Source organism: Flavobacterium sp. ASV13 (assembly GCF_000745775.1).
GTDB lineage: Bacteria > Bacteroidota > Bacteroidia > Flavobacteriales > Flavobacteriaceae > Flavobacterium.
Map to the genome: position 1 here is coordinate 491,460 of NZ_JQJY01000005.1, position 22,297 is coordinate 513,756.

The following is a 22,297-nucleotide window of genomic DNA, read 5'->3' on the forward strand; positions in this document are numbered from 1 at the left end:
TTAAATTACTTTTTTGCTTCTTTTGGGCGTTTAGCACCGTACTTAGATCTTCTTTGCGTTCTTCCTGCAACTCCTGACGTGTCAAGCGCTCCACGAACGATATGATATCTAACACCTGGTAAATCTTTTACCCTTCCACCTCGCACTAATACTATCGAGTGCTCTTGTAGATTATGTCCTTCTCCAGGGATGTAAGCATTCACTTCATTACCATTTGTCAAACGCACACGCGCAACTTTACGCATTGCAGAGTTTGGTTTTTTTGGTGTAGTAGTGTAAACACGCGTACAAACCCCTCTTCTTTGAGGACAAGAATCTAAAGCAACCGATTTACTCTTCTTAGTGATCTGAGTTCTTCCTGTTCTTACTAATTGTTGAATTGTTGGCATAATTAATACTAAAAATTATTATGTTTATTAAATTCCCGCTTTTTACGGGGTTGCAAATGTATAAAATATTTTTCACTATACAAACGTTAAATCATTAATTTTCAAGAACATTATTTAACCTTATGTTTTTACAAACAAACAATAGATATTTGCAATACTATTAACAAATGAAAAAACAGCTTTTGAAACTCTTATTAAAAATATTCCTTCTTTACCTAATAAGCTTTTCAAGCTATGCCCAAAATTTCCATCTAACAATAAAGGGAGCTAACAAAACTGAAACTCAAATCATTGACTCTTTAAATTACAGAAAAGATCATCTAAATATAAAATTGCTATCTGAAGAAGTAAAAAACACATCCGAAAAGCTATCTAAAATTGGTTATTTAGAAAACAATACTCAAAACACAACCCAAATAAACGACAGCACTTACAATGCTGAAATTGATTTAAAAGAACAGACAAAATATATACATATATATATAGGTAGAAATAATTCTTTTTTTTATTCGGAAGAAACAAAAAATGACACCATAATTCTTCCGTACACTAAAGTTGAAAATTATTTAAATCAAAAAATTATCGATGCTGAAAAACAAGGCTACGCACTTAGCAAAATCAAACTTGAAAATATTCAAAAAAAGAAATCTATAATTTATGCGGACTTAAATTTCAAATCAGAAAAAAAAAGAACCATAAATTCAATTATACTTAATTATGCAAATTCAAAAGGAAAAGATTTTTTCCCACAAGGACATTTAAAACAACTCAATAAAAAATATTTAAATAAAACATTCAATCAAGAAACAACACAACAACTCTACGAAGACATAAACAGTTATGAATTTATTTCACAAACAAAATATCCCGAAATACTATTCACAACCGATTCAACCAAAATTTATACCTATATAGAAAAAAGAAAAGCAAACACTTTTGATGGCTATATTGGATTCTCAAACGACGACGAGAACAAAATGAATATAAATGGATATATAGATATTACATTATTAAACACACTTCATGCCGGCGAACAATTTTCTTTGTACTGGAAGAGCGATGGAAATCAGCAAAAAACGTTCAATTCAAAATTAGAAATTCCATACATTTTCAAATCTCCACTAGGAATTAAAGCTCAATTGAACATATTCAAACAAGACAGTACTTTTCAAAATACAAAAACTGCTATTGACTTAGGATATTACTTAAATTACAATTCCAAAATTTACGCAGGATATCAATCAACCGAATCTAGCGATATCCAAAACATAAACAATTCACAAATCAGCGATTTTAAAAATGCATTTTTCACATCAAGCTTCGACTATAAACAAATTGACTACAAGAATAATCTTCTTCCTCGAAAAGCACTTGTAAACTGGATAATTGGTTACGGAAAAAGAAACACCAACAACGATCCTGAAACAGCCGGATCGAGTACGCAATTTTATACAAATTTAAATGCATCGTACAATTTCGAGATTAACTCCAAGAATTTCATTAACATAAATTCACAAAATTTCTATCTACAAAGCAAGAACTATATTTCCAATGAATTGTTTCGATTTGGCGGCATGAATTCTATTAGAGGTTTTTTAGAAAACAGTTTACAATCTAACTTTAATTTTTTAATTCTTACAGAATACAGATATAAATTTACGCCAACCATCTACATACACACAATAGCAGATTATGGTATATATCAAGACTTAACATCTACTATTGACCCAAACAAAACAAAGAAATTAATAGGACTAGGAATTGGGACGGTTTTACAAACACCAAACGGATTATTAAAGATAAACCTCACGAATGGCAGTCAAAATATCGAAGAGTTACAATTATATAACACTATCGTAAACATATGTTATAATGTTAAATTTTAGCAGGAACTGAAAAAAGTTTAAACTAATATTAGGATAGTTAACAAATTATTAAGAGTTTTGCGATACTAATTCAAAATATTTAAAAATGAAACTAAAGTTCAATGGATTCTTAGTGCTTTTATTAGTACTAGTAGCGCAACTTACTTTTGCGCAAGAAAGAGCCGTTTCAGGGACCGTTTCTGACAATGCCGGAATGCCTTTACCAGGTGTTAGTGTATTAGTTAAAGGAACAAAAGCTGGAACGCAAACTGATTTTGATGGTAAATTTACTATCAAAGCATCATCAAGCCAAGTTTTGGTATTTAGCTACATTGGAATGAAAACCCAAGAAGTAGCTGCAAGTTCTACTTCATTAAACGTAAAATTAGCAGCAGCCGCTCAAGAACTTGAAGGAGTTGTAGTAACGACTGCTTTAGGTATTAAAAGAGAGAAAAAATCTCTTGGTTATTCTGCTCAAACAGTATCAGCTGAGCAAGTTGGAACTGTACCAACAGGAAACTTCACGAATAACTTATCTGGAAAAGTTGCTGGTCTTAGCGTAACTCAAGGTACTAACTTTGGAGGATCTACAAACGTGGTTCTTAGAGGTTTTAAATCACTTTTGGGAGACAACCAGGCTTTATTCGTAGTTGATGGTGTGCCAATTTTGAACAACAACGTAAACAGTAATGATCAAAAAAGTGGTAGAGGTGGTTACGATTACGGTAACGCTGCATCAGATATCAACCCAAACAACATTGCTGAGATCAACGTATTAAAAGGTGCTGCTGCAACAGCTCTTTACGGATCTAGAGCTCAAAATGGTGCGATCATCATTACAACTAAAAAAGGGAAATCTAGAACTGATTTATCAGTTGAATTCTCTTCTTCTTACACTATGTCTACTGTAGACAAAACAACTTTCCCAAAATACCAAACTGAATATGGTCAAGGTTATTTCGGACAAAGATTCTCTACCTACAACGGACAACCAAGATCTAGATCTGGAGACGATGCTTCTTACGGACCAAAGTATGATGGCTCATTAGTATGGCAATATGATGCTTTTACTCCAGATTCTCCTAATTACGGAAAACAAACTCCATGGAAAGTTGCACAAAATGGTCCAATCGAATTTTTTGATACAGGAACATCTACAATTAACAACATCTCGTTAAATGGAGGTACTGAAAAAGCTACTTACAGATTAACTTACGCAAATACAGACAGCAGAGACATTTTGCCAAATTCATTATTAAGCAAAAACAACTTTAACTTTGCCGGTACTTACAAATTTAACGACAAATTAAGCTCTACTTTCAATGCGACTTATGTTTCACAAAACACAAGAAACAGAAACTCAACTGGATACGGAGGAAACCAATTAGCTGGTTTCAGACAATGGTGGGCAACAAACGTTGACCTTAACGAGCAAAGAGATTTATATTTCGCACACCGCCAAAATTATACTTGGAACATCAAAAGTGCAGCAGATATTACTCCAGCATACTGGGATAACCCTTACTTTCAAAGATATGAAAACTACAACAACGATAGCAGACAAAGAGTTGCTGCTAACGCAAGTATTACTTATGACGTAAACAAAAACTTAAGTTTTACAGGTAGAATTGGTACTGACGGTTTCAACCTAAAAACAGAAGACAGAATTGCTCCAGGTTCAACTCCAGCAACTCTAGGTTCTAACTCAAACCTTCAAAACCTTCCTGCTCAGCCATCTGGTTATGCATTAGATCTTTACAATTTCAGCGAGCAAAACTATGATTTCTTAGCTACGTATAAAAAAGACTTAAGCGAAGATTTAAATCTTAATGTTCTTCTTGGTACAAACTACAACGTACAAAGCAGATTCACTAATCAACAAATGACTTCAGGAGGTTTATACATCCCTGGATTATACACTATTTCTAACTCACTTTCTGCTCCTGCACTTCCTAGAATTGTAGATACAAGAAAAGAAGTATTAGGTCTATTCGCACAAGCGACTTTAGGATACAAAGGAACTTACTATTTAGAAGGTTCTGTAAGAAGAGATGAGTCTTCTGCTCTTCCAGCTGATAACAATGCATATTGGTATTCTGCAATTTCTGGAAGTGTTGTTTTCTCAAACTGGTTAAAAGATGTTGAGTTCATCAACTTTGGTAAATTCAGAGTTGCTTATGCTCAAGTAGGTTCTGATACAGATCCAAATCAATTAATGGATTCTTATACTGCTAGAACTCCATTTGGAACTCCAGTATATTCTTTCAACACAACTGCTAAAAATGCAAACTTAAAACCACAACAGTTAGACAACGTAGAGGTTGGTTTGAATATGCAATTTGCACAAAACAGACTTGGATTTGATGTTGCTTGGTTCCAAAACAAAGCATTTGATCAAATTTTACCATTACCGGTATCTACATCAACTGGATCAGCTTTCAGCACTGTAAACGCTGGTACGTTAACAACAAAAGGTTTTGAGGTTACTCTTACTGGAACTCCAGTTAAAACAGACAACTTCTCTTGGGATATTAGCGTTAACTGGTCAAATCCTAATACTAAAGTTACTGAGTTAGCTCCAGGTATTGAAAACATCAACATCAACTCTCTTCAAGGAGGTATCAGTATCAATGCTCCATTAAACCAAGACTATGGTCAAATCTGGGGAACAACTTACGTATTAGATGATGCTGGTAACAGAATTATCGGTGCTAACGGTGCATACGAAGTTTCTACAACTACTGACAACAAATTAGGAACTTACCAAGCAGATTGGATTGGTGGTATTAACAATAAATTCAACTACAAAAACCTTTCTTTCAGCTTCTTAATTGATATGAAAAAGGGAGGAAGTGTTTTCTCACTTGACCAATATTATGGATACGGAACAGGTATCTACGCTAACTCTGTCGGGAACAACGACTTAGGAAATCCTATCAGAAATACATTAGCAAATGGTGGTGGTGAAGTTTTACAAGGTGTAATGGCAAACCCAGCTTACACTCCTGGAGGATCTCAACCACAATATATTACAAATACTACAAGATTAGACAGATCTCAATCTAGCCAGGTTTTAGGTACTGACCCACCTGCTGCTGCATTTGTTTATGACGCTGGATTTGTAAAATTAAGAGAGGTTGTATTGACTTATAATCTTCCTTCAAGCATTTTAGGAAGTGCAATTAAAGGAGCTTCTTTTAGTGTAATAGGTAACAATCTTTGGATCATTGACAAAAGCTTGCCTTATTCTGATCCAGAAGCAGGATTGTCTTCAGGTAACACACAAGGTTACCAATCAGGACCTATGCCGACAACAAGAAATATTTCTTTTAATGTCAAAGTTAATTTTTAAAAAAAATGAAGATGAAAAAAATCATAGCAATATTAGCAATAGGCCTGTCAATGACAGCTTGTGTTAATGAAGATGCAAACACCGACCCAAATAGTGCCTATACCACTGTACCGGGATCATTGATCACTTACGCACAAAAAGAATTAAGCGATTATGTTAATACTCCAAGCGTAAACGAAAACAACTTTAGATTGACAATGCAATACTGGCAAGAAACAACGTATGTAAACGAAAGTAATTATGACTTTACAAACCGTAATGTTTCTAACCAAATTTACTCAGATAATTACGTTAACGTACTGAAAAATCTAAACAAAGCTAAAGAGATTATCAACGCTTATGCACCAACTGCAAGTGAACTTGCTGACTGGCCAGTAAACAAAAAGAATCAATTAGCTATTATTGAAATCATGCAGGTGTACACGTACCAACTTTTAGTAGATACTTTTGGAAATATTCCTTATACTCAAGCTGCAGATCTTAATAAATATCCATTACCTGCATATGATGACGGAGCAACTATCTATCAAGATTTAATTACAAGAATCACTGCTGCAACAGCTAACTTGACAAATGTTGCTGAGGATCATGACTTCCCATCTTTCACTAAAGGTGACAAATATTACAATGGAGATATTCCTAGCTGGAGAATATTTGCTAACTCTTTAAAATTAAAATTAGCAATTGGAATTGCCGATTCTAATCCAAGTTTAGCACAAACAACAGCTAATGCAGCTATTGCAGCAGGAGTAATGACATCACCAGCTAATAATGGACATTTCCCATACTTACCAGATTCACCGAACTACAATCCTTTGTATGAAAACTTAGAAGCTAGTGGTAGAGAAGATTTCGTTGGTGGAAAAACTCTAGTTGACTACATGAACGCATCTAGCGATCCAAGAAGACCTGGCTACTTTACAACAAAAGGTGGTCAATATATTGGTCTTCCAATTGGTGAAGGTGGTGAATTTGCAGATTATTCTCATGCTGGAGATTATGCATACACTCCAGATACTCCAGGAAATATCTTAACTTACACAGAAGTTGCTTTCTACGTTGCTGAAGCAAATGCACGTTGGAATACAGCGGCAGCACCAGCAGCTTATACTGCAGCGGTTACTGCTTCAATCTTAGAATGGGGTGGTTCAGCAGCAGATGCTACAGCGTACCTTGCAACAAAACCATACGATGCTGTTAATTGGAAAAAATCAATTGGAGAGCAAGCTTGGGTAGCGATGTATAATCAAGCTTTGACTGGTTGGAATTTCTGGAGAAGGTTAGACTTCCCTGTATTATTAGCTCCTCCTACAGCAATCAACAATGCTGGTGGAAAAGTTCCTGTAAGAATGACTTACCCAGTTCTTGAGCAACAAACAAATAGCACAAACTGGAAAGCTGCTTCTACAGCTATCGGTGGAGATTTGTTAACTACAAAACTTTTCTGGGATAAATTCTAATTTTAGACCGAAAACATAATACTAAAACCACTCTGTTCATTCAGAGTGGTTTTTTTTTATATAAACAATATACCTATATTTGCATCATGGAAAAAGAACATCAAATATTTGGAATTAGAGCCATTATAGAAGCAATTCAGGCAGGAAAAGAAGTTGACAAAGTATTTATACAAAAAGAAATTTCTGGAGAATTAATGAAAGATTTAATGAAAGTGATGAAACGCGCTAACATTAATTTCTCTTATGTGCCGGTTGAAAAATTAAATCGTCTTACTCCAAATAATCACCAAGGTGCTGTTGCAACAATATCACCTATTGGATTTATTGAATTAGAGCATTTAGTTGAATCAACTATTGAATCTGATTCAAAACCATTATTTTTAATTCTAGATCAAATTTCTGATGCAAGAAATTTTGGTGCAATTATCAGAACTGCAGAATGTACCGGAGTGAATGGTATCATTATCCAGAAAGCTGGTTCAGCACCTGTAAATGGAGATACAGTGAAAACTTCTGCTGGAGCTGTTTTTAATGTTCCAATCTGTAAAGTTGAACATATTAAAGACGCCATTTTTTATTTGCAAGGATCAGGAATCAAAACTGTTGCTGCAACTGAAAAAACAGATCAAAATATTTACGATGTAACGCTAAACGAGCCTGTAGCAATTATTATGGGTTCTGAAGACAGAGGAATCAATCCTTCGGTGCTTAAAATTGTAGATGAAAAAGCTAAACTGCCTATGTTTGGCTCTATAGGATCGCTGAATGTTTCTGTAGCTTGTGGTGCATTTTTATACGAAGCAGTTCGTCAAAGAAGCTAAAGAGCAATATTGAGGATTAAGTGGACTCATAAATTACCTAATGAATGTCTTCAAAAAATACTCATAACATATTTAAAAAAATCAGTTTAATACTTGTAATTTTTTCAATTACAAGTATTATTCATGGACAAACTACCACATACAATCAATTCTGGAACGAGATTCAGCTTAATAGAACCATAAATAAAAAATGGTCTGCAGAACTAGATATTGCCGCAACCTACAGTAGTACAGAATCTTCATCAAATATATTTGAACAAAACATTCAGAGATCGCTTCGCGGTTGGGGACACTATTACTTAACTCCAAGATGGAAACTATCTGCATTTCTTGCGTATTACAATAACAAAGATGTTCCCGAAATTGGGCAGTTTGAATCGCCGGAATGGAGATTTGCTTTACAGGGAATTTATTACTTTCATAAAACCGGCTATACTCTAAGTACTCGAATGAGATTAGAGCTTAGACACATGAAAAATCAAGTCGATGATTACGAAAATGTACTTCGTTATCGTCAACAAATTAAATACATAAAACCTATTAATAGTAAAATTCTGAGAGAAGGTGTCGTTTATATAATCGCCTCAGACGAACTTTATTTTAAATCAGGAACAAAAGTAACCGGAGAAAGCTTTTTTGACCGAAACAGATTTAATATTGGAGCAGGATATTTATTTACAGATGATATCCAACTCGAATTAACATATGCTAATGAATATCTTCCCAGAAATAACGGCAACCAAACAGTAAACGCAGCATCTATAGCAATAACATTCAATAATCTTTTTGAAAATCTAAATAAAAATTTATTGCATAAAAATGATTCGCCGCCAAGCGACGAGTAAATCTCACTTTTCTTCTTCTTTCAAAAAGCAAGCAAGCTGTCTTATAATAGCTCGTTTATGCAATTTAAAATTATAGTCTCTGACAAATTCAGTCCCTTCCATTTTAATTTCAGCAACTAAAGCTTCAAATTTCGAAAACGAATCGAGATCCTTATCATCAATTAAATACAAAACCTGCATAATTGAATCATTTTTAATATACTGCGTATCATAATACGCCAACTTATATATTTTATTATCCGCCAAGTGCATAATTAAATCATCTTTAATTTTCTTACCTTCTTTTTTTGATGGAAACGGAGTTGGCTGAAGTGCTATGAAATAATGTTCTTTATCGGTAACGATATTAATTTTTAACGATTTTGATGTAGTTGTATAAAAAACTTCGGGATCAAAATAATACACCATTGATCCATCAGCCAATATTCTATTTTTAATATCGCATTGCGCAGTTGCTTTATTATTTACTAAAAAGAACAAAACAAAAAATACAAATCCTATCTTCTTCATAACAAGTAAAATAAATTAGAATATCTTATACAAAAATAACCTTTTTAAATCAGAATAGAATTGGCTATTATTCTTTATTCTCTGATTCAGAATTTGTTACAACATAATATACCGGAAAACTTGAAGTGAAATAATTATTTTCTAAATCAGATTCTTCCTCAGGAATTTCAGTATTTACAAAATTTCCATTTTCATCGAAATGCTTCATAAAAGGATCATCCTCCGGATTGAAATCAGGACGCTGCCAATCGTAGAAAATTGGTTTCGCATATTCTGGAGTTTTGTAAAATAAAGACAAAACAAAACCTGTAAGGAAACCGGCCAAATGCCCTTCCCAAGAAATGCTTTTATCCACGTCTGGAAAAACATACCAAATCATTCCGCCGTATAATAAAATTACTGAAAGTGAAAGTGCAACTAAACGATAATAACCCGTTTGAATTCCTTTGAAGAAAATAAAACTCACCAAAACATAAATCAGTCCGCTTGCGCCAATATGATAATTTTCCCGACCAATAATCCATGTAATTAAGCCCGAGAACAAAATTCCATAAGCAATAACCGGAATAGTTTGCTTTGGATAAAAAAAATGCAACGCAGCCAACAAAACAAGCAACGGAATCGAATTATTATACAGATGTTCTAAATTTTCATGGATAAAAGGACTAAACAAAACGCCTTGCAAACCCGAAAAATCCCTTGGATAAATTCCGTTTTGGTAAAAATCGAAATCGAAACGAATCTGAAACCAATAAACTATCCATAAAAAAAGGACAAAAAACAAAGGAAGCCCAATTACAGCTGTTGAAAATTTAAAATCTTTATCATTCATATTTTAAGAAATCAATTCAGTTATTGGCATCAAAAAACTGTCCAAATCTAATTTACTGATAATTTGTCATATTATAAAACATGTCTCAGATTGTAACAATCTTCTCTGAATCATTTGTTTTAACTTTTAAGAGACAAAATCTAAAATTAAAAAATACTAATTTTACAAAATGGAAGCACCGTTAGCCGAGCGTATTCGCCCACAGAAATTAGAAGATTATGTAAGTCAAAGTCATTTGGTTGGCCCGAATGGATCTTTGACACAACAGATTTCAAAAGGAATTATTCCGTCTTTAATTTTTTGGGGACCGCCTGGCACAGGAAAAACTACTTTGGCACAAATTATTGCACAAGAATCAAAACGTCCATTTTATATATTAAGCGCTATCAATTCGGGTGTAAAAGATATTCGGGATGTTATTGATAAAGCAAAACAAAGCGGTGGTTTATTTACTGCCAAAAATCCCATTTTATTTATTGATGAGATTCATCGTTTCAGCAAATCTCAGCAAGATTCACTTTTGGCTGCAGTTGAAAAAGGATGGATTACACTAGTTGGTGCAACAACAGAAAACCCAAGTTTTGAAGTTATTCCCGCATTATTGTCGCGTTGTCAGGTTTATATCTTAAATGCATTTACAAAAGAGGACCTGGAAGCCTTATTGCATCGCGCAATGAAAGTGGACAGTTATCTTGCTTCTAAAAAGATTATTTTAAAGGAAACAGAAGCTTTATTGCGACTTTCTGGCGGAGATGGTAGAAAGTTGCTCAATATTTTTGAATTGGTTGTAAATGCTTCAGCTGGCGATGAAATCACTATAACAAATGACAGAGTTTTTGAACTCGTACAGCAAAATACTGTTTTATATGACAAAACGGGTGAGCAACATTATGATATTATTTCAGCATTTATAAAATCAATACGCGGAAGTGATCCTAACGGAGCTGTATATTGGCTTGCCAGAATGATTGAAGGTGGTGAAGATGTAAAATTCATTGCCCGAAGAATGCTTATTTTATCTAGCGAAGATATTGGAAATGCAAACCCAACGGCCTTTATTATGGCAAATAATACTTTTCAGGCTGTAACTACAATTGGTTATCCAGAAAGCCGTATTATTTTGAGCCAATGTGCCATTTATCTTGCAACTTCGCCTAAGAGCAACGCCTCTTATATGGCAATTGGAAACGCACAACAATTAGTAAAACAAACTGGAGACTTGCCAGTTCCTATTCACTTAAGAAATGCTCCAACAAAATTGATGAAAGAATTAGGGTATGGAGATGATTACAAATATTCGCATGATTATGCCAATAATTTTGCAGAACAAGAATTCATGCCTGATGCCGTAAAAGAAACGGTTCTTTACAATCCTGGAAACAATTCTAGAGAGAATAGCAACCGCGAATTTTTAAAGAACCGTTGGAAAGATAAATATGGTTACTAAAACCATATTTTATATTTAGAATTTAACTGAAACTTTTTCAGAAACTAATTTATCATTTTGATAATATTCAAAAAACCATTGATTGTCTTTTGCATTCAAAGTTCCCTGAACTCCATCTTTAATAGCAATGAATGAATCTGGACGTGAAGTTTTCAATAATTTCATTACTACTTTTGGTGTTTTGTCGATCAACTGAAATCCATTTTCTGTTGGTTGTGCGTAAAGTAAATTTGGATCTGTAACATCAGCAACTGGAGTAGAAACAGGAGTTGCAACAGGTTGAGAAGGTCTCGCAGTTGCTGCAACCGCAACTGGAGCTGCGGTAATCATACCCGCTTTTCCACTAGGTGTAGCAGTTTTTCCGCTGTATTTATAATGAAGACCATTAATTGAAATAAAAGCCATATTTAAACTCTCTCTATACGCCACTTCATAATCTTTTTCTTTGCTTTTTCCAATTTCTGAAGTATAAACCACTGTACCGTAGCAATCTTTCAGCTCAACAAAAAGTTTAGTAACCAAAAAACCATTATCTTTTTTTACATCAATATATAAAAGCTGACAACGGTCGTTAAGTTCTGCTGGAAGTTCTTCATTTGCATAAAAAGCCTGAAAACCAGCTTTAGTTAAATTTCCTTTGCTTATTGTTGCCAATCTGTATTGATTTTCAGATTTTAAAAAATCATATTTCAACGGTACAATAACCGCTTTGTAATCATTTACAGATTGTGCAAATCCGATAACTGAAATGAAAAATACAGCCAGCAAAAATTTAATTCTCATCATTATAAATATTTTTTAAGTTCTAATAAATGGTTTACTTGTTTTATATTTTGTGCAACATCAATTTTTTTCTCATTAAAGAAAATCGCATCCAGACCAGCATTTAAAGCTCCGTTTACATCGGCATCTAAACAATCCCCAATCATGATACTATTTTCTTTTGAAGCCTGAGCCAAATTAACAGCATAATCAAAGATAATACTATTTGGTTTTTTTACACCAGCTAATTCTGAATTTGTAATCGTATTAAAATAATCGGAAAGTGATGCATTCTTGATTTTCTTGTCCTGAACTTTTGCAAAGCCATTAGTTATAATGTGTAGTTTATATTTTGGTTTTAAATAGTCCAAAACTTCAACTGCTCCATCAAAAAGATGATTATTATCCGTCAAAAATTCGATATAATCAGTAGCAATGGCGTTGATATTTTCATCTGAAATTTCATAATTCAAAGTATCGAACGAAAGCTTTAATCTGTTATAACGCAGTTCAGTGTGTGTTATTTCATCGTTTTGATATAACTTCCAGCACGCCTGATTGATCGGAATATATTTTTCAATAAAATCCTCTGTTTTGATTTCTGGAAATTTATTTTTGAAAATACGATCAAAAGCCATTTCTGAATTTTTGTCAAAATCCCAAAGCGTGTGATCTAAATCAAAAAAAACATCTGTAATATTAGTGTTCATAAACTAAAAAATTCCTTCGTCTACAAAACTATAATATTTTGTTTCAGTAATAATCAAATGGTCCAAAACTTTAACATCTAAGCTTTCGCCCGCCAATTTAATGCGATTCGTAATGAGTTTGTCAGCCTCACTTGGTTGCGTATTTCCAGATGGATGATTGTGACACAAAATCAAGCTAGTAGCTCCATTTTCAAGGGCTAGTTTAAAAACCAGCCGAACATCTACAATAGTCCCCGTGATACCTCCTTTACTCAGTTGCGATTTCGAAATTACTTTATTAGAATTATTCAGAAAAAGCACCCAAAATTCTTCATGAGCCAATTCTCCAATAATAGGAAGCATCAATTCAAAAACCAATTTGCTTGAAGTAATTTTTATTAATTCGACAGCATCTTCGGCTCGGCGACGACGACCAAGCTCCAATGCAGCAATAATTGCAATAGCTTTCGCCTCTCCTATTCCTTTAAAATTCATCAATTGAGAAATCGACATTTTCCCCAATGCATTTAAGTTATCGGCATTAGCCAAAATCCTTTTACTCAACTCCACTGCCGATTCATTTCGGCTGCCTGAACCTATCAAAATTGCAATTAATTCAGCATCGCTCAAGGCATTTTTTCCTTTTAGCATTAATTTCTCGCGAGGTCTGTCATCCTCCGACCAATTGGGAATTGGGAAGTGGGATTTTTCCATGTAAATATATTTTAATGAAAAGCGAATATATTTAAAAAAGAAGAAAAATCTCTCAAAAAAATAAAACAATTAGAAAATGTGTCAATTAGAAAATGTGTCAATTAGAAAATGTGTCAATTAGAAAATTTGATAATTTTAAAAAAAAAGTGCCAACTGCAATGCAATTGACACATTATCTAATTTTCTAATTGATTAATTACTCAATCAAACCTTTTACTTCGTCAAAATTTAATCCGCCATAATTTCCGGAACTCATTAATAAAAGTGCAGAATTATCTAAATTCAAATTGAATAAATATTCTTTGAATTCAGCTGGATTAGTATAAATAACAAGATCTTCACGATTAAATGCTTTTGCAATTTGCTCGTAAGTTACTTCTTCCAATTGTTTGATTTTTACGGCATCTGGTGAATAAAACACAACTGCCACATCAGCATATTCAAGTGCGCCTTCATATTCTTTTAAGAATTCAGCATTTAAACTACTATATGTATGAAGTTCTAGACATGCTACCAAAGTTCTGTTTGGGTACTGTTCTTTTACCGCTTTTGTTGTAGCGGCAACTTTACTTGGCGAATGCGCAAAATCTTTGTAAGCAACTTTGCCTTTTCCTTCAGCTATTTTTTCTAAACGTTTTGAAGCACCTTTGAAACTTGCAATTGCTTCATAAAAATCAGCCTCATCTACACCCATATTTTGGCAAATCCATTTGGCTCCAGCCAAATTATTTAAATTATGCGCCCCAAAAACTTCAATTGGCATATCACCTTCAGGAGTTTCCAACAAAGTTACTCCGTCGCTTACTGTATAATTTGGAGTCGAATAGGCCAGTTTTCGAATTGGATTTGTAGCTGCTTCTGCAACACGTTTTACTTCTGGATCATTTTCATTGTAAACCAAAATTCCTCCATTTGTAATTTTTCCTATGAAGATTTCAAATTGCTCTACGTAATTTTCATACGTTGGAAACACATTAATATGATCCCAAGCAATTCCGGAAATCAAAGCGATATTTGGCTGATACAAATGAAATTTCGGGCGTCTGTCAATTGGTGAAGATAAATATTCATCTCCTTCCAGAACCATAAAATCATTTTCTTCGGTTAAGTGAACCATTGTATCAAAACCTTCTAACTGCGCGCCAACCATATAATCAACCGCAATATTGTGGTAATGCATTACGTGCAAAATCATCGAAGTAATTGTCGTTTTTCCGTGAGAACCGCCAATTACAACGCGCGTTTTATTTTTTGATTGCTCATATAAAAACTCTGGATATGAATAAATTTTCAATCCTAATTCCTGCGCTTTCAGCAATTCCGGATTATCTGCTTTTGCGTGCATTCCCAAAATTATTGCATCAATATCAGCCGTAATTTTTTCTGGAAACCAACCTAATTCAGCCGGAAGAATTCCCTTTTTTTCTAATCTTGATTTTGATGGTTCAAAAATAGCATCGTCGCTTCCTGTAACCTTATATCCTTTGTTATGCAATGCTAATGCTAAGTTGTGCATGGCACTTCCGCCTATCGCGATGAAATGTGTTTTCATTTAAAATTCCAATTTATTTAAATACTAAATTCCAATTTATTTTTCAGAATTCAGTTTTGAGATTTGATTGTTATGCGTCAAATTTTCGTTTCAGTTCCTGTGCTTTTTTAGGATCTTTTAATTTGTTCAAATATAAATTATATAATTTTTGAAACGTGACTTTTGAATTGCCAATTTCATGTGCTTTTTTATAATTTTTTTCAGCTGCATCATAACGCTTAAAATATTCGTCGATTCTTCCTTTTGACAAATAACCATCAATTGGTGAAAACTGTGCTAATTCGTTAGAATATGAAATTGCTTTCGATTCGCTTCCTCCTAAAATTCCAGGCAATTGTAAATATATTTCAATCAATGCCCATCTTGCCTGAACGTGTTTTGGATTGAGTTCGATCGCTTTTTCAAAAGCTTCTTTCATATCACCTACCATTGAAAAAGCTTTAATTTTATTTACTTCTACAGCATGCATCGCCAGACAACCTCCGTATTTAAAAAAATAGTCAGCAACTGTAGGTTTCAATTCTTTTAATTTTTTGAAATATTCAGCACCTTTCACCCAAGATTTTTGATGTGCCGCAATTTCGCCCAAATACTCCAAAGTTTTTAAATCTAATGGATTGTTTTTTAATATTCCCTCAAAAAGCAATTGGGCTTCATTGTATTTTTTAGACTGAAATAATTTTTCTGCTTTTTCAAAATTAGATTGCGACCAACAATACATCGGGACAATTAAAAATAAGATTAGCAGCTTTTTCATATATCAAAAATAAGGAAATATATAAAACAAAAAACCCGACAAGTTTCAAAAACTGTCGGGTTTAATTTTATAAAGAAATTGAGATTATTTCGCAATCGTCAATTCGTCGATAATGTTTTTAGCTCCTGCATATTTATCAATAATCCAAAGAACATAACGAATATCGACATTGATAGTTCTTTGCAATTTAGGATCAAAAATAACATCTCCAGCCATCGCTTCGATGTTTCCATCAAAAGCAATTCCGATTAATTCTCCTTTTCCATTAAGAACCGGTGAACCTGAATTTCCTCCAGTAATATCATTATCTGTCAAGAAATTGATTGGCATATATCCTGCTTTATCAGCATATTGTCCGTAATCTTTTTTGTTATTTAATTCTAATAAACGAGCTGGTAAATCAAATTCCTGATCTCCGGCTTTGTATTTTTTTACCATACTAGCCATATCTGTATAATTGTTGATTTTAGCATCGTTACGAAGATCAGCAGGTAAAGCGCGAACTTTTCCGTAAGTCAATCTCAAAGTTGAGTTAGCATCCGGATATTTTATTGCGTTTAATTTTGACTCTCTTAAACCTTCAACTAATTTGCGGTAAGCAATTGCAAAACCATCATCTGCTTTTGCCTGATCATCTGTTTTAGCACGGAATTTAGTCATAAGATCATTAGAAATAATATACAATGGATCGTGTACAATTGCTAATGGTTTTGGATCAGCCAAAAATGCTAATACTTTTTCTTTATTTGTAAAATAACTAATTTCAGTTGCTTTTACTACATCAGCAGTAAAATCTCCGTTATTAGCCGCTTTCATTTTTGCAATTTCTGGAGCAAGTCCATATTCAGAAGCTTTTGCAGCGTATAAATTTAGCTGAGCCGTTAAAACATCTTTTTCTAAAGGTGCATAAAAATCACCATAAATGTTCTCAACCATTGCATTGATCTTAGGAAGCATTTCAGCTTTTTTAGCATCATTTTCTTTATAGTAAGCAATCAATGCATTTCCAAGATTTGCTGGACCAGCGGCATAACTTGACGTTCGTAAAACTTGTGACAAATAATTATCGTGACGCGCTTTTAAATTCGTTTCTCTGTAATAGTCATTAATTGTCGGAATAACATTTTCGTATTTATCTTTATTTACCGGCTTGCTTGCCCACTCATAAAATTTATCTTCTTGCTCTGCTTTTGCATCTGCCGTTCCGGCTTTTGTTAAAGCATCGATCATACCTTGACGGTTTTTCCAGTAATTTGCAGTCGAAGCATATTTAGAAGCGTAGTTTAAACGAACAGTCGCATCTTTATCCATATACTTTTTCATGACATCCATTCCGGTTTTTGCACCTTCAACCCATGCAGGATAAGCAAATTTTACATTTTGCTCAATTCCTCCAGCTGGCATCCAGCGATTTGTTCTACCTGGATAACCAAGAATCATTGCAAAATCATTTTCTTTAACTCCTTTGATGCTTACTGGCAAATAATGTTTTGGCTGTAATGGCACATTATCTTTTGAATACGTTGCAGGATTTCCGTCTTTATCAGCATAAACTCTAAACATAGAGAAATCTCCCGTTTGACGAGGCCATTCCCAGTTGTCAGTATCTCCACCAAATTTACCAACACTTTCTGGCGGTGTTCCTACCAAACGAACGTCTGTGTAATCTTGGTAAACAAAATAATAATATTCATTTCCTTGAAAGAAAGGACGAACAGAAACAGTATATTTTCCGTTTTCGCTGTTTTCTTTTTCAATTAAACTGATTTCTTGTTGAATGATTTTATTTCTTTCAGTTTCTGTCATTTGATCATTTACTTTTGACAAAATTCTTTTCGAAACATCGTCCATACGAACGAAGAAACGAACATATAAAGATTTAGGTTTCAATTCTTCTGAACGATTTTTTGCCCAAAAACCATCTTTCAAATGGTTTTGTTCGGCAGTTGAAAGTTCTGCAATCGCACTATATCCACAGTGATGATTAGTTAATACCAAACCACTGTTAGAAACGATTTCAGCAGTACAACCTCCATTGAACTGTACAATAGCATCTTTTAAACTATGATGATTGATACTGTAGATTTCTTCAGCTGTTAACTGAAGCCCCATTTTCTCCATATCTCTATGGTTCAATCTTTCGATAAACATCAAAAACCACATTCCTTCATCAGCTCTTACAGGAAAAGCCATCAAGCACATGGTTAAGAATAAAACTATTTTTTTCATGTTATTTTATTTAAGTGATGCGAATATAGCTCATTTTCGCAAAAAAAGTAAGCTTTCAACGCAAATTCAAAACATATTAAATAAAAGAAAAGGTGATTTTGCGAAATCCATAATTTAAGCGAACACAAAAATTATCTTAAAAATCGAGTATAAATCTTCACGAAACATTTAAAAATTTAGAAAACTAAACAATACGACTTTTAAAAAACAATAAAATTTGTAAAAATATACTTTCTTTTAAAAATTTTAATTATAAATTATTTCTTACAATTTTAAATCTTCTAAATTTGCCCACTTATAAAAAATTTAAAAGATGAAAAAATTATTAGTAGCGGTAGTTGTAATGATTACAACTTATGCAAGTGCACAAAAAAATTCAATTTTACTAGGCGGAAATGTTGGATTTTCTTCAGAAAAGATTGGAGACTCTAAACTTGAAAACTTTGAATTTTCTCCAAAAGTTGGGTATCAGTTTGCTGATCAATGGACTGCCGGAGTTGAAGGTTCAATTATGAATGTTAAAACTTCTGGATCTGATACAACGGAGCGATATAAAATTGGAGGTTTTGTACGTTATACGGTACCTCTGTCAGATTTATTTTCTGTTTTTGGAGATTTAGGCGCCGGCTACCAATCTACAAACTTGAACGATGCTAAAGGAATGTATGCAAATTTAACGCCTGCATTATTCATTAACATGAAAAGAGGATTTGGTTTAAATTTCTCTATCGGAGGATTAAACTATGATAATCTTGATGGAAAAAATGACCCAAGACAAGAACGTTTTGGTTTTGATTTTGGAAAAACTTTAAAAATCGGAATTTCTAAAAACTTCGGATTATAATTTTTTGGATTTACGTTAAAAAGTAAAATCCTTTATACTTTTTGTTTTTTCGCGCAAAAAGTAAAAAACCCGACAATTTTCTAATTGTCGGGTTTTATATTTATAAAGAAAAACGATTTTACTCGTTAAGCATTTTCCAAAGTTTATCTTTCAAATCTGTCAAACCTTGTTGCGCAACAGATGAAATAAACATGTAAGGTACATCTTTAAAGGAAACATCAAGTTCCGCCTTTAATTCGGCTTTTAATTCATCATCCAGCATATCGCATTTTGAGATAACTAAAAGACGTTCTTTGTCCAGCATTTCAGGATTGTATTTGGTTAATTCGTTAACCAAAATATCATATTCTGCTTTGATGTCTGGCGTATCAACAGGAACTAAAAATAGTAATGTTGAATTACGTTCAATATGACGCAGGAAATAATGTCCCAAACCTTTTCCTTCGGCAGCACCTTCAATAATTCCAGGAATATCAGCAATTACAAAAGATTGAAAATCTCTGTAAGCAACAATACCTAAGTTTGGTTTTAAAGTCGTAAACGGATAATCAGCAATTTTTGGTTTTGCCGAAGTCAATACAGACAATAAAGTAGATTTTCCTGCATTTGGGAAACCAACTAAACCAACATCAGCCAAAACTTTAAGTTCCAAAATGACATCCATTTCTACACCAAGCAAACCTGGTTGTGCATAACGAGGCGTTTGGTTAGTCGAACTTCTAAAATGCCAGTTTCCTAAACCTCCCTTTCCTCCTCTTGCAAGAATCTGTTTTTCTCCGTGTTCTGTAATCTCAAAAAGTGTCTCGCCAGTTTCTTTGTCTTTTACAACAGTTCCCAGAGGCACTTCAATGATTTTATCATCTCCATCTGCTCCTGTGCTACGATCTCCTCCTCCGTCTCCGCCATGTCCAGCTTTAATGTGACGCGCAAACTTTAAATGAAATAATGTCCAGAGTCCTTTATTTCCCACTAAATACACATGTCCTCCGCGACCTCCGTCACCTCCGTCAGGACCTCCTTTTTCAATAAATTTCTCTCTATGTAAATGCGTAGATCCTTTTCCTCCTTTTCCGGAAGAAACATATATCTTAACGTAATCTACAAAATTTCCTTCTGTCATTTTTCTGAATTTCAGATTTTAGATTTTAAATTTCAGATTGCTCTAAATTCTATATCTAAACTCTATTTTATTTATTTTTCAATACCAGTCCATATTTTCAGTACAAACTGCGACTGTAAACTGTGACTGCAAACTTTTTTTATTCTTTCAAAGCTTTTACAAGCACTTTATCGATCTTAACGCCGTCCATATCGATGACCTCTAAAACGAATTTTTGCCAAACCAATTTTTCGCCTTCTTTTGGAATATGCGACAGCTCGGTCATAATCATTCCGCTAACAGTATTTACTTCGTAATCATTTGTCAATTCATCTAACTCAAAATAAGTTAAGAAATCATGCAATGAGTAATGTCCGTCAACCAGCCATGAACCATCTTCTCTTTCTATCAATTGAAATTCATCTTTATAAAACTCAGATGCATCACCTACTAAAGCTTCCAAAATATCATTCAAAGTAATCATACCCTGAAAAACTCCATATTCATCTGAAACTAAAGCATAATGAACACCTGTTTTTTTGAAATTTTCCAACGCTTTGTAAGCTGTCGTCTGCTCCATTAAATAAGGTGCATCAGATAGTATTGAAGTCAAATCAAAATTATCATTTTCGATGTTGGCAAAAATATTTTTTAAAGTTACAACACCAACTATATCGTCGTAATTGTCTTTGTAAACCGGGTAAACAGTATGTAAATCCTGAACAACTAATGCTTTAATCTTTTCTTTATCTGCTTTTAATGGAAGCATATCAACAGATTTTCTGTGCGTCATTAACGAACTTACTTTTCTATCTCCAATATGAAAAACACGTTCTACAATATCCTGCTCAATTTCCTGAACTTCACCAACTTCAGTTCCTTCTTTTATAATTGCTTTGATTTCCTCTTCAGTAACTTTTCCGTCAGCGGTTGGTTTTATCTGAAGAATATTCAACAAAAAATCGGTCGAAGATGTTAAGAGCCAAATAAATGGCGCTGTAATAATCGAAATTACTTTCATTGGCATTGCAAACATTTTTGCGATTGCTTCAGGATAATTTAATCCAATTCGTTTTGGAAGCAATTCTCCCAAAACCAACGAGAAAAAAGTTAAAACAACAACCACAATTCCAACTGCAAGTGAATGAGCGTAAGGTTTTAAAACAGCAAAACCGGAAACAAAACTTTCTACATCTATTGTAATTTTATCACCACTATAAATACCCGTCAAAATCCCGATTAAGGTAATTCCGATTTGTACCGTTGATAAAAATTTGTTTGGAGAATTCGCCAGATCTAGCGCAATTTTGGCACCTTTATTTCCTTTTTTTGCCGCCGTTTCCAATCTGTTTTTTCTGGCCGAAATCAATGCAATTTCAGACATCGAGAAAACTCCATTTAATAGTATTAGAAAAAATATTATTAGTATTTCCATTTTTAAGTTTAAAGTTAAAAGCCAAAAGTTAAATGTTTTTCAGAACTTATTTCAATTTCCTTCTAAACATTTAACTTTTAACTTCAAACAGGTTTTGTTACAAATTATCTATAACCGATGTTAATCTTTCTGTAATTTGTTCAATTGTTCCAATACCATCTACGGCATGAAATTTATTTTGCTCTTTATAATATCCAATTAATGGAGCTGTTTTTTCGTTGTATTCCTGATATCTTACACGAATTTTTTCTTCGTCTTGATCATCAGCTCTTCCGCTAGTTTTTCCTCTTTCTAGTAAACGTGCTACTAAAATTTCGTCATCAGCTTCTAAAGCAATTGTAGCAGTAACACTTGAACCAATTGTTGGCAAAAATTTATCTAAAGCTTCAGCCTGATCAATTGTTCTTGGATAACCATCAAATAAAAATCCTGCTGTATCAGGGTGTTTTTTTACTTCATCAATTAACATTGCTGTTGTTACTTCGCACGGAACTAATTCTCCGTTATCCATAAAAACTCTTGCTTTTTTTCCTAATTCAGTATCATTTTTTAAATTGAAACGAAAAATATCTCCTGTTGAAAGGTGTGTTAAATTGTATTTTTCTTTTAAAAATTCTGCCTGAGTTCCTTTTCCTGCACCAGGCTTTCCAAATAAAACGATGTTAATCATAATGACTGTTAGTGTTGCGACTTCT

19 protein-coding genes are annotated in these 22,297 nt (G+C 33.5%); 7 read left to right on the forward strand and 12 right to left on the reverse strand.

What is annotated here, in order from left to right; all coding sequences use genetic code 11:
• Positions 1–5 precede the first annotated feature (5 nt).
• Entirely contained in the window at positions 6–389 is a 384-nt protein-coding gene (rpsL, locus tag GQ47_RS16150; protein WP_007136570.1) for a 30S ribosomal protein S12, read from the reverse strand.
• Between the two features lie 332 nt (positions 390–721).
• Between rpsL and GQ47_RS16155 the strand changes: the two genes are divergently transcribed.
• The 5 genes from GQ47_RS16155 (at position 722) to GQ47_RS16175 (ending at position 8,732) form a co-directional block, all read left to right on the forward strand.
• The gene (locus tag GQ47_RS16155; RefSeq protein WP_238568000.1) at positions 722–2,275 is read left to right on the forward strand and encodes a BamA/TamA family outer membrane protein; all 1,554 of its coding nucleotides are present in this window, start codon (positions 722–724) and stop codon (positions 2,273–2,275) included.
• A gap of 85 nt (positions 2,276–2,360) precedes the next feature.
• Positions 2,361–5,606, forward strand: coding sequence for a SusC/RagA family TonB-linked outer membrane protein (locus GQ47_RS16160; protein ID WP_035650468.1), 3,246 nt, complete (start codon positions 2,361–2,363; stop codon positions 5,604–5,606).
• A gap of 11 nt (positions 5,607–5,617) precedes the next feature.
• The gene (locus GQ47_RS16165; RefSeq protein WP_035650470.1) at positions 5,618–7,066 is read left to right on the forward strand and encodes a SusD/RagB family nutrient-binding outer membrane lipoprotein; all 1,449 of its coding nucleotides are present in this window, start codon (positions 5,618–5,620) and stop codon (positions 7,064–7,066) included.
• Between the two features lie 86 nt (positions 7,067–7,152).
• Positions 7,153–7,887, forward strand: coding sequence for a 23S rRNA (guanosine(2251)-2'-O)-methyltransferase RlmB (rlmB, locus tag GQ47_RS16170; protein ID WP_035650473.1), 735 nt, complete (start codon positions 7,153–7,155; stop codon positions 7,885–7,887).
• Positions 7,888–7,931: 44 nt separating this feature from the next.
• Positions 7,932–8,732, forward strand: coding sequence for a DUF2490 domain-containing protein (locus tag GQ47_RS16175; RefSeq protein ID WP_035650475.1), 801 nt, complete (start codon positions 7,932–7,934; stop codon positions 8,730–8,732).
• Between the two features lie 3 nt (positions 8,733–8,735).
• Here GQ47_RS16175 and GQ47_RS16180 read toward each other — a convergent pair whose 3' ends face one another.
• Together GQ47_RS16180 and GQ47_RS16185 are read right to left on the reverse strand one after the other, a co-directional pair.
• Positions 8,736–9,242, reverse strand: a complete 507-nt coding sequence (locus tag GQ47_RS16180) for a hypothetical protein (RefSeq protein ID WP_035650477.1) — start codon at positions 9,240–9,242, stop codon at positions 8,736–8,738.
• 67 nt (positions 9,243–9,309) lie between these two features.
• On the reverse strand, positions 9,310–10,074 hold the full coding sequence (locus GQ47_RS16185) for a rhomboid family intramembrane serine protease (protein WP_035650479.1): 765 nt from the start codon (positions 10,072–10,074) through the stop codon (positions 9,310–9,312).
• A 169-nt stretch (positions 10,075–10,243) separates the two neighbouring features.
• Here GQ47_RS16185 and GQ47_RS16190 point away from each other — a divergent pair, with 169 nt between their 5' ends.
• Positions 10,244–11,521: a replication-associated recombination protein A gene (locus GQ47_RS16190; protein ID WP_035650482.1), complete on the forward strand. Its 1,278-nt coding sequence runs from the start codon at positions 10,244–10,246 to the stop codon at positions 11,519–11,521.
• Positions 11,522–11,536: 15 nt separating this feature from the next.
• Here GQ47_RS16190 and GQ47_RS16195 read toward each other — a convergent pair whose 3' ends face one another.
• The 6 genes from GQ47_RS16195 to GQ47_RS16220 all read right to left on the reverse strand — a co-directional run bounded on the left by GQ47_RS16195 (position 11,537) and on the right by GQ47_RS16220 (position 18,224).
• Complete coding sequence (locus tag GQ47_RS16195) at positions 11,537–12,304, reverse strand: hypothetical protein (protein WP_035650486.1); 768 nt, start codon at positions 12,302–12,304, stop codon at positions 11,537–11,539.
• Positions 12,305–12,306: 2 nt separating this feature from the next.
• Positions 12,307–12,993 (reverse strand): YjjG family noncanonical pyrimidine nucleotidase, encoded by a 687-nt coding sequence (locus GQ47_RS16200; RefSeq protein ID WP_035650489.1) that lies wholly within the window; start codon positions 12,991–12,993, stop codon positions 12,307–12,309.
• Positions 12,994–12,996: 3 nt separating this feature from the next.
• Entirely contained in the window at positions 12,997–13,686 is a 690-nt protein-coding gene (radC, locus tag GQ47_RS16205) for a RadC family protein (protein WP_035650491.1), read from the reverse strand.
• 196 nt (positions 13,687–13,882) lie between these two features.
• Positions 13,883–15,238, reverse strand: coding sequence for a UDP-N-acetylmuramate--L-alanine ligase (gene murC / locus GQ47_RS16210; RefSeq protein ID WP_035650493.1), 1,356 nt, complete (start codon positions 15,236–15,238; stop codon positions 13,883–13,885).
• A gap of 70 nt (positions 15,239–15,308) precedes the next feature.
• Entirely contained in the window at positions 15,309–15,995 is a 687-nt protein-coding gene (locus GQ47_RS16215; protein ID WP_035650494.1) for a tetratricopeptide repeat protein, read from the reverse strand.
• An 84-nt stretch (positions 15,996–16,079) separates the two neighbouring features.
• A complete protein-coding gene (locus tag GQ47_RS16220; RefSeq protein ID WP_035650495.1) occupies positions 16,080–18,224 on the reverse strand; it encodes a S46 family peptidase in 2,145 nt (714 codons plus the stop codon).
• A gap of 313 nt (positions 18,225–18,537) precedes the next feature.
• Here GQ47_RS16220 and GQ47_RS16225 point away from each other — a divergent pair, with 313 nt between their 5' ends.
• Positions 18,538–19,068 carry an outer membrane beta-barrel protein gene (locus tag GQ47_RS16225; protein ID WP_035650496.1) on the forward strand — a complete coding sequence of 177 codons (531 nt, stop codon included), beginning with the start codon at positions 18,538–18,540 and terminating at the stop codon, positions 19,066–19,068.
• 118 nt (positions 19,069–19,186) lie between these two features.
• Here GQ47_RS16225 and obgE read toward each other — a convergent pair whose 3' ends face one another.
• The 3 genes from obgE to GQ47_RS16240 all read right to left on the reverse strand — a co-directional run bounded on the left by obgE (position 19,187) and on the right by GQ47_RS16240 (position 22,272).
• Positions 19,187–20,188 (reverse strand): GTPase ObgE, encoded by a 1,002-nt coding sequence (gene obgE / locus GQ47_RS16230; protein ID WP_035650497.1) that lies wholly within the window; start codon positions 20,186–20,188, stop codon positions 19,187–19,189.
• A gap of 139 nt (positions 20,189–20,327) precedes the next feature.
• Positions 20,328–21,602: a hemolysin family protein gene (locus GQ47_RS16235; protein ID WP_081909369.1), complete on the reverse strand. Its 1,275-nt coding sequence runs from the start codon at positions 21,600–21,602 to the stop codon at positions 20,328–20,330.
• A 97-nt stretch (positions 21,603–21,699) separates the two neighbouring features.
• Positions 21,700–22,272 carry an adenylate kinase gene (locus tag GQ47_RS16240; RefSeq protein ID WP_035650501.1) on the reverse strand — a complete coding sequence of 191 codons (573 nt, stop codon included), beginning with the start codon at positions 22,270–22,272 and terminating at the stop codon, positions 21,700–21,702.
• Between the last annotated feature and the right edge of the window lie 25 nt (positions 22,273–22,297).

Excerpts from the sequence above, each read along its gene's own strand:
- rpsL (WP_007136570.1), bottom strand. The coding sequence starts at position 389 with ATGCCAACAATTCAACAATTAGTAAGAACAGGAAGAACTCAGATCACT.
- GQ47_RS16160 (WP_035650468.1), top strand. The coding sequence starts at position 2,361 with ATGAAACTAAAGTTCAATGGATTCTTAGTGCTTTTATTAGTACTAGTA.
- GQ47_RS16165 (WP_035650470.1), top strand. The coding sequence starts at position 5,618 with ATGAAAAAAATCATAGCAATATTAGCAATAGGCCTGTCAATGACAGCT.
- rlmB (WP_035650473.1), top strand. The coding sequence starts at position 7,153 with ATGGAAAAAGAACATCAAATATTTGGAATTAGAGCCATTATAGAAGCA.
- GQ47_RS16175 (WP_035650475.1), top strand. The coding sequence starts at position 7,932 with ATGTCTTCAAAAAATACTCATAACATATTTAAAAAAATCAGTTTAATA.
- GQ47_RS16180 (WP_035650477.1), bottom strand. The coding sequence starts at position 9,242 with ATGAAGAAGATAGGATTTGTATTTTTTGTTTTGTTCTTTTTAGTAAAT.
- GQ47_RS16185 (WP_035650479.1), bottom strand. The coding sequence starts at position 10,074 with ATGAATGATAAAGATTTTAAATTTTCAACAGCTGTAATTGGGCTTCCT.
- GQ47_RS16190 (WP_035650482.1), top strand. The coding sequence starts at position 10,244 with ATGGAAGCACCGTTAGCCGAGCGTATTCGCCCACAGAAATTAGAAGAT.
- GQ47_RS16195 (WP_035650486.1), bottom strand. The coding sequence starts at position 12,304 with ATGAGAATTAAATTTTTGCTGGCTGTATTTTTCATTTCAGTTATCGGA.
- GQ47_RS16200 (WP_035650489.1), bottom strand. The coding sequence starts at position 12,993 with ATGAACACTAATATTACAGATGTTTTTTTTGATTTAGATCACACGCTT.
- radC (WP_035650491.1), bottom strand. The coding sequence starts at position 13,686 with ATGGAAAAATCCCACTTCCCAATTCCCAATTGGTCGGAGGATGACAGA.
- murC (WP_035650493.1), bottom strand. The coding sequence starts at position 15,238 with ATGAAAACACATTTCATCGCGATAGGCGGAAGTGCCATGCACAACTTA.
- GQ47_RS16215 (WP_035650494.1), bottom strand. The coding sequence starts at position 15,995 with ATGAAAAAGCTGCTAATCTTATTTTTAATTGTCCCGATGTATTGTTGG.
- GQ47_RS16220 (WP_035650495.1), bottom strand. The coding sequence starts at position 18,224 with ATGAAAAAAATAGTTTTATTCTTAACCATGTGCTTGATGGCTTTTCCT.
- GQ47_RS16225 (WP_035650496.1), top strand. The coding sequence starts at position 18,538 with ATGAAAAAATTATTAGTAGCGGTAGTTGTAATGATTACAACTTATGCA.
- obgE (WP_035650497.1), bottom strand. The coding sequence starts at position 20,188 with ATGACAGAAGGAAATTTTGTAGATTACGTTAAGATATATGTTTCTTCC.
- GQ47_RS16235 (WP_081909369.1), bottom strand. The coding sequence starts at position 21,602 with ATGGAAATACTAATAATATTTTTTCTAATACTATTAAATGGAGTTTTC.
- GQ47_RS16240 (WP_035650501.1), bottom strand. The coding sequence starts at position 22,272 with ATGATTAACATCGTTTTATTTGGAAAGCCTGGTGCAGGAAAAGGAACT.